Below are 12,466 nucleotides of genomic sequence, written 5' to 3'. Positions count from 1 at the left end.
TCGAATGAGGCACGAACGATGTAGGCGCACAGAGTGTCAGCATTGGCGCGCAGCGGTATCGACTGCGTCCCGATGAGAAACGAGTTTTGACATGGGTTCCGTTATCGGAGATCTCCTCCCCATAGCTGTCGGTGTCGCCGTGTCTCCGGTAGCCGTCATCGCCACGATCTTGATCTTGCTCTCCAAGCGCGCGGGTAGCACCAGCATCGGGTTCGCGTTGGGTTGGCTGCTCGGAATCTTCATTGCCACAGTTCTTTTTGTCACCCTGTCCAGTGCCCTCAGCACCTCGGACAATGGACCGTCTGCCACGGTATCGTGGATCAAACTCGCTCTCGGTGTCCTCCTGTTGGCCTTCGGGGTCAAGCAGTGGCGGGGGCGCAGCGGCGAGCACGAAACACCGAAGTGGATGCAAGCCGTCGACGAGATGACCGCGGTCAAGGGGTTGGGCCTAGGATTCGCGCTCGCCGCGATCAACCCGAAGAATCTGCTGATGTGCATCGCGGCCGGAGTCTCGATCGGGTCGGCGTCGCTGGCGACCGGTGGAGTGATCGCCTCTGTCCTTGTCTTCACGATCATCGCCAGTTCAACGGTCGCGATCCCGGTCATCGGATACCTGGTGGCTGCTGATCGTCTGCGCGAGCCGTTGGCCAAGCTCAAAGTCTGGCTCCAGGACAACAACACCACGGTGATGAGTGTGTTGATCTTGGTCGTCGGAGTTGTTCTGATCGGCAAGGGAATTGGCGGAATCTTCTGATAAACCCTCTTTCAGGTGGTGTGAACGCGGACCGCCGAGGTGGGTGTCCTATCAGGCCAAGTTCACCGCGTAGTCGCCATCGGCGTGGCCGATCAGTTGCCAGCCGCCTTCTATCGGGGACAGTCGGACGTCAGCGAGATTCGTAATCTCGAGCTGTGGCCGGTCGGTGCCGGGGTACCAGGCTTCGACCTGTCCTGTACCGGTCCCGGTAAACCCGTTGCGCGACAACCCCGTCAGTGTGCCGGGCGCTGCTCGCGGATAAGCACGCGAGAGAGGCCCGGCAAATCCCTCTACGAGCCCGAGTGATTCGCCGGAAGGGCAGTCGATGCGATTCAAATTTCCTTGCGGCTGGTGGGTATTGCCGTCCCGAACCGGGTGGGGGTCACCGCACGCTTGTGTCCACGACCACCACGCGCCGCCCATCCGGTACTTGTCGGTGGCGTCGACGAAGCGGTCGACGTCTGCTCCCTGCTCGCCGGCATCCCCGAACCAACCCCATTCACCCGTCCACAACGGGGCGTCGTACCAGGCGGCAGCGCGGTCGGCGATCTTGAACCCGTCTTCGATTCCGGGGAATTCGCTACTGACTGTTATCGATTCGCTGTAGAGATGTGGCGAGAAGACCACCAGAGGATCGGTCAGGTACTGGCGTGGGGGCAGCGCGTCGAAGCCGAATGCCGACCAGATCGCGCTGGGCTCGAAGAACACGAGGTGCGGAAATCCGCCTGATTCGGCCTGTCTGATGGCGTCGGTGGCCCGCTTGTAGAACTGCCCGATCTGATCAGCGGCGGTGAATGGATCGCGCAGGCCGGGATTCGGTTCGTTCAACAGGTCGTATCCGGCCACCGCCGGTTCGTCTTTGAACTCGGCGGCCAACCGCGCCCACGTAGCCACGAGGCGACTCTGGATTCCTTGCTCGTCGTCGTAAAACGCCTGGAAGGCATGGGCGATCGCCGGTGCGGCTTCCCGGAGTCCAGCGATATTGCAGGTCGTCCATCCGCCGGTCAGGGTTGCCCACTCCGGTGCGCCGTCCCAGCCGACTCCCGGCTCCATGAAAGACGGGCACGACTGGTCGCTCGGGGTGCCGACGTACGGGCCCCATGCGTCCTGATGCATGTCGAGAACGGTGTAGATGCCGTGGTCTTTCGCGTTCTGGACTGCGCCTCGAATCCGGTCGACATACGCAGCGTCGAATGCACCGCGGGTCGGTTCGAGGAGGGACCACGCGACGTTGAGTCGGACAACGTTGAAGCCCAGCGCGGCCATCTGCGCGAAGTCCGTTATTCCCAGCGGCGTAACGGTGGGTAGACCGGTGCCGTTGGTTGCGTAGTCATTGAGACCGTTGGCGTTCACGCCGCGGAGCAACACCGTTCGTCCGTCGACGTCCTTGATCGTTCGATCTGCGACGGTCAGTTGGGGGAGAGTCCAGCCCGGATCCGGAGGTGAAGCGTTTGCCGCCGGGGCTGCAATCTGGATAGCCAGGATTGCAAGGGTGGCAAGCAACAGCGCACGCATCCGTCGACCTTTCTAGACAAACGTCCAATTCAGAGATGAGGGTAGCGTGAGAACGCCTTATTGCGGCGCGATTCGCACATACCCGTCACGTCTTCACTGCCTGGAATGCCCCGGCTCGAGGCTGCTGTACGGGGTGCGAGAATTGTCGACAAGTCGCGACCCGAGGGAGCATTTGTGAAGCTTGCACTGACTGATCTGGTCGAACAACTACCCGGCGACGATGTGGCGATCACCCGAGCGTTCTATGCGCCGCGGCTTGCCGGTGTCGGTCCGAGTTCGCTGCAGGAACTGCTTGTGGCGCGAGCATCCAGGGTGGTTGAGCCCACGGCGACCCGGGCTGTTGAACACACACTCGACATCGAGGGTCGATCCGTTTCAGTGCGCGTAGTCACGCCGAAAGACGGCGTTGTCAACGGGGTCTATCTGTATCTTCCGGGTGGTGGTTTCTACATGAGTTCAGCGGCCAGCGCTGACGCCCGAAGCACGAGACTTGCCGACGCGGTCGGGGTGGCAGTGGTTACCGTCGATTACCGGCTTGCGCCGGAATTCCCTTGGCCGGCAGCGCCGGACGATTGTGAGGCAGTCGCTTTGTGGCTACTTGATGTCGCTGCCGAACGGTTCGGGACGACCAGGCTCGCCATCGGTGGCATGTCGGCGGGAGCAACCTTGGTGACGACGACATTGCTGCGCCTTCGTGATCGAGGTCTGGCCAAGTCGTTTTCGGGTGCCGTGCTGGAAGCGGGCACGTACGACGTCAGTGCGCAGACTCCCGCGGGCCGCACCATCAGCGACGAATACTTCATCGAAGCCTATGTCGGGCATGTCGATGATCGCACTCTCCCGGATATTTCTCCGACATTCGGCGACCTCAGCGGCCTGCCGCCTACCCTCGTGGTGGTCGGGTCAGAAGACGTGGTTCTGGCTGAGAACCTCTCCATGGTGGCGCGGCTGTCGGCGGCCGGTAACGACGTCGACTTGCGTCTCTATCCTGTTGTCCCGCATGGATTTACAAACCATCCAACGCCTGTTGCCCGGCGTGCTGCGCTAGATATGGGTGCCTGGCTTCGGAATCGTCTCGACTCCGACCCCGCGTGACAAGCGCGGGCGCGGTTCAGTGTGCCGAGGGTGTAGGAGTGGCAGGAGCGGGCAATTCGGACACCTGAACAAATGTCCGGTTTCTGGGGCAAAGTCGGGACGAGGAGCGCGCCACCCTTGTAATCTCGCACGTGAGTTTGCGGGGGCGCGGGTCGTCCAGCACAGCGAGTGAAGAGGACGACGATGACGACAGCTTACACGCGCCGCCGAGGGGCGCATTCTTTCGGAATCGCCCTCACTGCGCTGTTTACCGTGGTGGCGGCCTTGACCGTTCCCGCACTCGCCTCCGCCTCGAGCGGCGACCCGCAATCGCGTTCGAGCCAGTTCGGATCGTCCGGGGAGCAACCGCCGCTGCCGGAGATCCCACCGCCGTCCGCGGCCGAGATCAGGCTCGACGAGGCGCGGAACTTCCGCGACATCGGCGGCTATCGGACTACCGACGGCAGGACCGTCCGGACAGGCCTGGTGTTCCGTTCCAACAAGCTCAGCTCGCTCAATGAGACTGATCTGGCCAAACTCACCGCCGCGAACCTGACCCTCGACGTCGATCTGCGTAACACCTCCGAACGCACGGAGGATCCCGATCGGATCCCCGCCGGGGTCACCTACCAGGTCGCCGACGTCGTCAGCATCGACCATGGCATCGCGTTCCACGAGTTCGTTCCCCTGACCCTCGGTCGCGCGTTGATCGACGGCGCGGTCAACGGAACCTCGAACATCGGCCAGAGCATCGGCTACCCGTTCATGGTCAACTACCGTGGCTCCGATGTCGCCTTCCATGATCTGCTGACGGCGATCGCGAACAACTCCGACGGCGCAACCGTCTACCACTGCAGCGCAGGGAAGGATCGCACCGGTTGGGGTACCGCGATCCTGCTGACCATCCTCGGTGTCCCGCGTGAGGTCATCAGTGCCGACTTCATGGCGTCGAACACGTACCTGGGCCGGGACGACGCGGTGGACCTGTCGTGGCTCGATGCGGCGTACGCCCAGGTGGACCGGCTCTACGGCGGTATGGATACTTACGTACGGGAGGGCCTCGGCGTCGACCAGGGCACTATCGACTCTCTGCGTGCCAAGCTTCTCCTCTAAGCGCAGCCCCACACCTCGACTTATTGGCCACTCGGACCCTCTGCTGTTCCAGTGCGACCAATGATTACGGGAATGCGCAATTTTGTGGCGCTGCTCCTGCGGTGGGCTCGAGGTTGCGGTCTCCACCATCAGGCCGCATGCCATCACCAAGTGGCGCAGGAACTTTGCTCACAAGAAGCACGCCTGATCATGCACTCGACGCTGGCCAATTGGTCAGCATCGAATCGAGAGCCTCGAGGATCCTGGACCAGCTTTCGGCGCTGTCCGGTGCACTGTGGCTGAACGATCCACCTAACTCCAGGCTGGCATATCCATGGAAAACGCTGCCTAGCAACCGAACTGCGTGAGTCTGGTCGAGGTCGTTGAGGTTGTATCCGCGCAGAATCGATCGCATCATCTGCGAGTGTCTGAAGCCCGCGCTCGCTGCTGCGTCCTCCGGGGTGAGGCGCATCTGTGACGCGGCGTACCGGCCGGGGTGTGCCTTCGCGTAGTCGCGATAGACGTTCGCGAAGGCGGTCAAAGCGTCGCGGCCGGACCGACCGGCCACGGCGTCGGCAGCCTGGTCGGCCATCTCCTCCAAAGCGAGCAACGCGATTCTGGTTTTGAGGTCGTTCGAACTTTTCACGTGGGAGTACAGGCTTGCGACCTTGACGTCGAACTGCCTGGCGACTGCCGATACGGTCACGTGCTCGAAGCCGACCTCGTCGGCCAATTCCGCGCCCGCCATCGCGAGGCGGTCGGCTGTGAGTCCTGCGCGAGGCATGTCAATCGGTCCTGTTCGTTGGGAGGGTAAACCACTTGCCTAAAGAGTATAGGCAAATTACTATCAGCAGTAGCAAACTTCCGTAAACGATTTTCAGGTGAATGAAATGCACAGCCAGAGCAGCTGGATTACTACCGAAATTTCCGAGGACATCGTGCGCGGAGCCCTCGAAATCGAACGGACCGAACGCGGTGTGCTGACGCACCGCCTACCTGCCACGGCTCGCACGCAATTCGCTGACGGGCAGATGGCAATGGCGCAATCACAACCGTCCGGAGTGCGGCTAGTATTCCGAACCAGCGCCACGAGCATCGAACTCGATACTCTGCCCACGAAAATGATCTACACCGGCGCTCCGCCGAGGCCGCAAGGGGTGTACGACCTGCTCGTCGACGGCGAACTGGCCGGGCAAGCAAGCGCTACGGGCGGCAATACGGTGACGATCGACATGGCTACCGGTACCGCTCAGAGGCAGTCCGGACCTGTCAGTATCATCCGTTTCGCGGAGCTGCCCGCGCGATCCAAGACCGTCGAGATCTGGTTGCCACACAACGAGACCACCGAACTTGTCGCATTGCGATCCGACGCGCCACTCGAACTCGCGGTTGATACGAAGCGCCGCGTGTGGCTCCATCACGGAAGCTCGATCAGTCAAGGATCCGGCGCTGAAAGTCCCTCCGGCACTTGGCCTGCTCTTGCAGCCTCCGTCGGCGGCGTGGATCTGATCACCTCGGGTTCAGTGGCAGTGCTCTGCTGGACCAGTACACCGCCCGCGCGATGCGCGACACTTCTGCTGACCTGATCAGCATCAAGATGGGCATCAATCTGGTCAACTCCGACGTGATGCGCCTACGGGCCTTCACATCTGCAATGCACGGCTTCCTCGACACGGTTCGCGACGGTCATCCAGTGGCGCCGCTGTTGGTCGTTTCGCCCGTCTATTGCCCGATCCACGAGGACACACCGGGGCCTGGTGCCTTCGACTTCGACGCTCTTGCCAGAGGCGAAATGCGATTCGTTGCCACCGGAGATCCCGCCGAGCGGGCATCCGGGAAGCTGACGCTGCGCTCGATTCGGGAAGAGTTGGCGCGCATCGTAACCCAGCGGTCAGTCGATGATCCCAATCTGCATTACGTCGACGGGTGTGATCTCTACGGTGCCGCGGAGAACGAAGAGTTGCCGCTTCCCGATCAGCTCCATCCGGACGCTGCAACGCATCGTCTCATCGGCGAACGCTTTGCCCAACGTGTATTCGCAGACGGCGGTGTATTCGCCGGCGAGGTGTAATCGCGCAATCTGATTCGGCTCACACCACCACTCACATCACGGTGAGCCGAATCAGCGGGTACTTGCGATCGGACTTGCTCTGGTACTTGGCGATTCGGGGCTGGGCGGTGGCCACTTGGTGCCACGCTTGCTCGCGATCGTCGCCTTCGAGTTCGTGAGCTGTGACTGGTACGGGATTTCGGCCGGGCATCTCGATAGACACTCGATCGGGATGCGCCACCACATTCGAGTGCCAGTCCGGGTTTCGACCGCCGCCGCCCGAAGCCACGATCAACAGACCGCCCCTGCCGTCGGACAGGTGCATCAGCGGAGTCTCTCGGGGTTGCCCGCTGCGTCGGCCTACCGTGTGCAGGATGAGGACGTCCATTCCCATGAACGTGCCTTTCCCGCGCCGAATCTTGCGATTCGTGCGGGCGTTCGCGTTCCGCTGCATCCACCGTGACAGTGCGCCGGGACCGCCGGACTTCGGTTCGCTGTGATTCCCGATGGGATCTCTCGGTGTTGGATCCGTCTGTGCCATGGTCGGCTACCTCCAGTTTGTCGGCGTGAGCGTCGTTTCGACAAACCTATGAGGATTGCGGGCTCGGTGCTTCTCGATTTCTGATCACTGTGTTTTCCGGTCACTGTGTTTTCTGATCGGAGTTCACACGATTTGACCCTGACGTAGCGTGAGGGCTCACGATGACTTCATGACCGACACCTACCCTGCATTCGACATCAGCCCCGTCCCTGTCCCTACGACCGATGCCGTGCCTCCGGAACAGTTCCGAGGTCTCTACGGTATGCCGATGTTCGTGTCTGTTCCGACTTCGGATCTGGCCGAATCGGCAGACTTCTGGATCCGCGGGCTCGGTTTCTTCGACTTCTTTTCGGTGCCTGATCGACTGACGCATCTGCGGCGCTGGGCATTTCAAGACGTTCTGCTCGTGCCCGGCGAGCGAGCAGATTCGCCACCGTCCATCAGCGTGAGCTTTGCGTGTGTGCTGAGTCAGATCGACCAGATAGCAAAGGCGTGTGAGGAATTGCGGCCCGGATGCACCAGCGGTCCAGACCTGAAGCCGTGGAATTCACTGGAGTTGGAGATCGTGACACCGGAGAACGCGCGTGTGATCATGACGGCCGCTCGTCCGTACGACCCGAACAGTGCCGAGGCCGAGCATCTGCGAGGTATGGGAATTGACGGACCCGACGACTGAACAGAAGTCTGACGCGGTGGTCTCGCGCGCCGCGTCTGTCAAACTGGATGCCGTGACGGACCAACTCTTCGGAGACGAGGCAGACAGTGCTCTTACCGTCGGTGCTGCCGCATCTCGGCTGGGCATAACTGTACGTACCCTTCATCATTGGGACGCAATCGGTTTGGTGTGCCCGTCCGGGCACAGTGACGGTGGCTACCGGCTGTACACCGACGCCGACCTCGGCCGAATTGGTCGCGTACTTGTCTACCGCGACGTGGGCTTGTCGCTCGACGAGATCGGGATATTGCTCGAATCGCCGGCAGCCCACGTGGACGAAACTCTGCGCGGGCAGCGCGCCGAGTTGCGACAACGGATTGCCGACTTGGAGCAACGGGGCGAGTCCTTGGATCGCATCATCGATGCCAGGAAGTCCGGTGTGCTGTTGCCGGTAGACGAGCAGGTGTCGATCTTCGGCCGACACTGGCAGCCGTCATGGGGACCGGAGGCGCACGAGCGTTGGGGTGACAGTGCGCAGTGGGCGCAGCACGCGGAACGGTCGGCGGGTAGGACCGCTGAGGATTGGCAGAAGATCGCCGACTGCGTCGAGACGCTCAACGAAGATCTGGCGCTGGCGTGCCGCGCGGGTGTCGAACCGGGAAGCGCCGAGGCGAATTCGCTGGCAGAACGCCACCGAGCGTCGATCGGGGTCTACTTCGACTGCACACACTCGATGCAGGTGTGTCTGGGACGGATGTACGTGGCCGATCCGGGATTCTCCGAGTTCTACGACGCGCTGTTCTACGAGACGGTCGAGGCCGGTCTGACCGCGTGGCTCCGCGCTGTCATCGATGCGAACGCTCTGGCCCATGGAGTTGTCCCCGAATCGGCGACATGGGTGTGAGTGAGCTGGTGGTCGCTCGTCAGTCCAAAGACGCGCAGGCAGTGCACCACGGTCGGCCGTCGACCCCGGGGGCACGATGGGGTACTGCGATGCGCGCGGCCAAGATGCAGCTTTCGTTGTCGTGATAGACGTCGAGGTCCGAAGGTTCCGTCGAGTGGAACGCCGGGACCTTCATGTCTACCTCCGTTGTCACTCGCCAGAGAGTTGGCTCGTTGCGGTAATCCTCCCACCCCAGCGATCATCTCGCCTGTCGGAAGAATTAGGAGTCCAGGCAGGGGCCGACACGGGCTGTCTTTGCCGCGCGATCATGCAGCCGCACAGCGGTTTACAGGTGTGAGTGCCTGATCGCCCTTCCTGTCGAACCGATGCGCACTGCGCGCGCGGTGTGATCTTCGACGGCGCTCACCGCAGAGAATCGCACAGGGATAGGCTGGACGAATGCGTGGAGAGTACAAGGTTCCTGGTGGAAAACTGGTCGCGGTCGACGTCGAGGTGGCGGACGGTCGGCTGGCCGAAGTCGCAGTCTCGGGGGACTTCTTCCTCGAGCCCGACAGTGCGCTCGACGACATCAACGCGGCGTTGCGCGGAATGCCCGCCGACTCGGATGCTGAACAGTTGGCACAAGCCATCTCCAGTGCGCTCGACGAGTCCGTCTCGATGATCGGCTTCACGCCGCAGTCGGTCGGTATTGCGATCCGGCGCGCACTCGGTCACGCCACGAGTTGGGCGGATCACACGTTCGACCTCATCCCACCGGTGGTTCTGGACCCAGCGATGCACGTCGCGCTGGACGAGGTCATCGCGCGTGAGGTGGCATCGGGTGAGCGTCCGCCGACACTGCGATTCTGGGACTGGGACTCGCCCTTGGTCGTGATCGGATCGTTCCAATCCGTGCGTAACGAGGTCGACTCCGAGGCTGCTGCGCGGCACGGCATCGGCGTGGTGCGCCGAATCTCCGGTGGCGGCGCGATGTTCATGGAACCTGGCAACTGCATCACGTACTCGTTGGCAGTACCGGCGTCGTTGGTCGAAGGTTTGAGTTTCGAGCAGTCCTACGCGTTTCTCGATCAGTGGGTGATGGGAGCGCTGGCCGAGGTGGGTATCAACGCTCGGTACGTGCCGCTCAACGACATCGCCTCGGACAAGGGCAAGATAGCCGGCGCCGCTCAGAAGCGATTCGCGTCCGGCACCGTGCTCCATCACGTGACCATGGCCTACGACATCGATGCGGAGAAGATGACGCAGGTGCTGCGAATCGGGCGAGAGAAGATGTCGGACAAGGGAACCAAGAGCGCAGCCAAGCGGGTCGATCCGCTGCGTTCTCAAACCGGAATGACGCGTGCAGCGATCCTGGAGTCGTTTGCGCAGCACTTCCGCGGCCAGTACGACACCCGTGACAGCGACTACACGGACTCGGAGTTGGAGCAGGCGCGCAAGCTGGTGGACACGAAGTTCAGCACCGAAGCGTGGACTCACCGCGTCCCGTGACGCCGTTGTCTCGAGACACCGACAAACCGGGACGAGACCCCAGAGGTCTCGCCCCGGTCGACCTAGCTGGCCGGAGTCGTTGAGTTTGCCCTAAGAAGTTCAGCGTCGTCGTCGACGACGGAGTTCCTCTTCGGAATGGTGAAAGTTGCGCTCACACACAGGATTGCGATGACGAAGCACGCCAGTGTGTACCACAGGTTCCCGATGGGATCTCCAGCGCTGGTGGAACCTTCGACTGCGTCGAAGAAGTCCGGAAGCGCACTCGCCCACAGTACGGCCATGACAACCAGGTACACCACGCTGTAAATCTGGACGAACCTGTTGGTGTGTGCAGGAGCGTTCGATTCTGCCGAGCGCAGGTTTCTCCACTGGCGGACGAGAACCACGATCGCGACCACTGTGAGGACGGCGAGTTCTGCCGCATAGAGGAACCCACGAACGGTGTCACTGCCCATCCCGAAGACCGTCGCCGGGAGCGGGAGAATGAACGTGCCCAGCGAGGCCAGCAGGCCGATCACGATGGTGCGCCAAACCAACTGAAGCCCGGAGAAGTGCTTGCCGGCATCGACATGCCGTCCGACGAAGTACTGGACGCAGAATGCCAACGACATCGGCCACAGAGCGGCGAAGACGACCACGCTGGGGAGTGGAACCGCGTCGAACATGGGTTGGTTGATCGGGTTCGACGTCGACCACTCCCACCACCGCAACTGGGGTCCGAGGTGATCGAAGATTTCGTAGAACGCATGGTGGACGAAGCCGACGCAGACTGCACCCAGCAGTGGACCGTATTTGCGGAAAACGCCGAGCATTCTGACTATTTCGAAGGCCAACGTCGCCATGAGCGGGTAGATGGCAATGATGTACAGCGGCAGTCGACCCCACATGAAGTCGACGGTGAACACGTTGTGCGCGAACATCGTGTCCACTTGTTCTTCGATGCCGAACGCTGCCGGGAAGTACAGCGGAGGCTCGATGATGAACAGGTAGGCGGTGGCGCCGAACCAAAGGACCAGGTTGGTGGGGTCGCCGTTGCGGCGCAGTCGCACGATCGCCAAGACCAGTGCGAGTACCGAGCCGACGATGATCGTCCATTCGAGTACGGGCAGGGTCCAGTTCTCGAGGGCCGCCGGGTTACGGAACTCGACGAGTCCACCTGCTTCCTGACAGGAGAAACCGAGTTCTGTTGCCAGTTGGGCAAACGTGGGGGAGCAGTGCTCTGCCATCAGTTGGCCCCTGACGTGATCGACTCTTGTGCCTGAGATTCGGCGGTGTACCAGCGTGTGCAGTCGTAGCCGTCGTCGTAACGCTTGAACCACTGGTCGGCCAGTGCGGGGAGCTTCTCGTGGTCCGGGTTGTGATTGGGCATCTGGCTGCGGAAGACTCCGCCGAGCGCGACGAGTTGTTCGCCGAGTTGTAGGTGATCGAAGGCGCGGGGCATGGTGCCCTTGGTCAGGTAGGGCGCAAACGACGTCAGAATCTTCTGCTTGGTGCGGTGCATGGCGAACATCGACAGTGAGTCGACTTGCCGTTCGGAGAGTGGAACGTGCTGGTTGAACCCTGCACAGGCGATGCGAATCACCTTCATGACGTGCGCGAAGATCGACGGCGCCATTCGCATCCGGTAAAGCTCGCTTCCGACAACGGAATTGAAGATGATCAGTGCCGAGCTGCGATGCTCGACCTCCTCGACGAAGTGCCAGATGAACAGTGATGCGACGCGGTCGTCTCCCGGACGGAACAAGGTCGCCTCGTTGTCGAGCATCAGTTTGAACACCGGTGTGAAGGTCGCCTCCAGATCTGCGGTGTACGCGAGCCGGTAGTTCAACGAGGTCGCCTCGGTGAGCAGATCGAATTCACCGATCACGGCGTCGAGTGTGTTCTGGAGTCCGGGGTATCGCCTGATCAGAGCTTTCACATGTTGGCGGTGGGCGGTCGAGTGGTGGCCTTCTTGACGCATGAATGCCACGGCTTCCTCGGCGACCTCCGGATCACTGATCCGCGACTTGGTTTGCATGATCATCTTCACGATCATCTTTTCGAAACCGATGGCCAGGAACGAGACCGCGTTGGACATGCTCGACCAGGCCGGATTCTCCGGGTTCCACAGGAAGGGAACGTCATGATCCTCGAATCCGAAATCCATCTTTCGGGGCTGAAGGTTGGTCACTTGTCGAACCTCGTCTTTCGGAGGGGCTGGTCAGGTGGCCGCTCTGGCACTCGAAGCCACGTGTGGCGGTAATCATACATATTGATGTGCAGTTGTATGTTCACTTTCGATGACGGGAGTGGATTCGGGGAAAGCAGATGCAAAACCTGCCTGTGTTAGCCTGTGGCTCTTGGACTTCGAGCGCAAAGACATGGTTCGAGCCTCGTTCGAGCGAGGAAGTGGG

The 12,466-nt window shown here is 61.6% G+C and carries 12 protein-coding genes and 1 pseudogene; 7 read left to right on the top strand and 6 right to left on the bottom strand.

Annotated features, from left to right (window positions below; all coding sequences use genetic code 11):
- The first annotated feature begins 91 nt into the window (after positions 1-91).
- Positions 92-754: a GAP family protein gene (locus EEB12_RS02885; protein ID WP_141487379.1), complete on the top strand. Its 663-nt coding sequence runs from the start codon at positions 92-94 to the stop codon at positions 752-754.
- A 51-nt stretch (positions 755-805) separates the two neighbouring features.
- Here the strand turns inward: EEB12_RS02885 and EEB12_RS02880 are convergent, their stop codons facing one another.
- Entirely contained in the window at positions 806-2,269 is a 1,464-nt protein-coding gene (locus tag EEB12_RS02880) for a glycoside hydrolase family 5 protein (protein WP_113682917.1), read from the bottom strand.
- Between the two features lie 174 nt (positions 2,270-2,443).
- On the opposite strand from EEB12_RS02880, the gene EEB12_RS02875 reads away from it, so the two are divergent.
- Together EEB12_RS02875 and EEB12_RS02870 are read left to right on the top strand one after the other, a co-directional pair.
- Positions 2,444-3,364, top strand: coding sequence for an alpha/beta hydrolase (locus tag EEB12_RS02875; RefSeq protein ID WP_141487378.1), 921 nt, complete (start codon positions 2,444-2,446; stop codon positions 3,362-3,364).
- Positions 3,365-3,547: 183 nt separating this feature from the next.
- On the top strand, positions 3,548-4,456 hold the full coding sequence (locus EEB12_RS02870) for a tyrosine-protein phosphatase (protein ID WP_141487377.1): 909 nt from the start codon (positions 3,548-3,550) through the stop codon (positions 4,454-4,456).
- A gap of 187 nt (positions 4,457-4,643) precedes the next feature.
- Here EEB12_RS02870 and EEB12_RS02865 read toward each other — a convergent pair whose 3' ends face one another.
- Positions 4,644-5,219 (bottom strand): TetR/AcrR family transcriptional regulator, encoded by a 576-nt coding sequence (locus EEB12_RS02865; RefSeq protein ID WP_029255204.1) that lies wholly within the window; start codon positions 5,217-5,219, stop codon positions 4,644-4,646.
- A 106-nt stretch (positions 5,220-5,325) separates the two neighbouring features.
- On the opposite strand from EEB12_RS02865, the pseudogene EEB12_RS02860 reads away from it, so the two are divergent.
- A pseudogene (locus EEB12_RS02860) lies at positions 5,326-6,506 on the top strand (GDSL-type esterase/lipase family protein).
- A 31-nt stretch (positions 6,507-6,537) separates the two neighbouring features.
- Here the strand turns inward: EEB12_RS02860 and EEB12_RS02855 are convergent.
- Positions 6,538-7,026, bottom strand: a complete 489-nt coding sequence (locus EEB12_RS02855) for a nitroreductase family deazaflavin-dependent oxidoreductase (protein WP_019748134.1) — start codon at positions 7,024-7,026, stop codon at positions 6,538-6,540.
- A gap of 169 nt (positions 7,027-7,195) precedes the next feature.
- Here EEB12_RS02855 and EEB12_RS02850 point away from each other — a divergent pair, with 169 nt between their 5' ends.
- Positions 7,196-7,702, top strand: coding sequence for a glyoxalase/bleomycin resistance/dioxygenase family protein (locus tag EEB12_RS02850; RefSeq protein ID WP_029255207.1), 507 nt, complete (start codon positions 7,196-7,198; stop codon positions 7,700-7,702).
- A 52-nt stretch (positions 7,703-7,754) separates the two neighbouring features.
- On the top strand, positions 7,755-8,585 hold the full coding sequence (locus EEB12_RS02845; protein WP_060939629.1) for a MerR family transcriptional regulator: 831 nt from the start codon (positions 7,755-7,757) through the stop codon (positions 8,583-8,585).
- Between the two features lie 19 nt (positions 8,586-8,604).
- Here EEB12_RS02845 and EEB12_RS30410 read toward each other — a convergent pair whose 3' ends face one another.
- Positions 8,605-8,778, bottom strand: coding sequence for a hypothetical protein (locus tag EEB12_RS30410; protein WP_155404261.1), 174 nt, complete (start codon positions 8,776-8,778; stop codon positions 8,605-8,607).
- Positions 8,779-9,023: 245 nt separating this feature from the next.
- On the opposite strand from EEB12_RS30410, the gene EEB12_RS02840 reads away from it, so the two are divergent.
- A complete protein-coding gene (locus EEB12_RS02840; protein ID WP_019748138.1) occupies positions 9,024-10,073 on the top strand; it encodes a biotin/lipoate A/B protein ligase family protein in 1,050 nt (349 codons plus the stop codon).
- A 62-nt stretch (positions 10,074-10,135) separates the two neighbouring features.
- On the opposite strand, the gene EEB12_RS02835 is transcribed toward EEB12_RS02840, so the two are convergent.
- Positions 10,136-11,299, bottom strand: coding sequence for a hypothetical protein (locus tag EEB12_RS02835; RefSeq protein WP_046378445.1), 1,164 nt, complete (start codon positions 11,297-11,299; stop codon positions 10,136-10,138).
- Positions 11,299-12,243 carry a metal-dependent hydrolase gene (locus EEB12_RS02830; protein WP_029255210.1) on the bottom strand — a complete coding sequence of 315 codons (945 nt, stop codon included), beginning with the start codon at positions 12,241-12,243 and terminating at the stop codon, positions 11,299-11,301. The genes EEB12_RS02835 and EEB12_RS02830 overlap by 1 nt, the downstream gene beginning before the upstream one ends.
- Positions 12,244-12,466: the final 223 nt, after the last annotated feature.

Source organism: Rhodococcus sp. WS1 (assembly GCF_003797745.1).
Classification (GTDB): Bacteria; Actinomycetota; Actinomycetes; order Mycobacteriales; family Mycobacteriaceae; genus Rhodococcus_F; species Rhodococcus_F erythropolis.
This window is presented reverse-complemented; position numbering and strand designations above follow the sequence as displayed.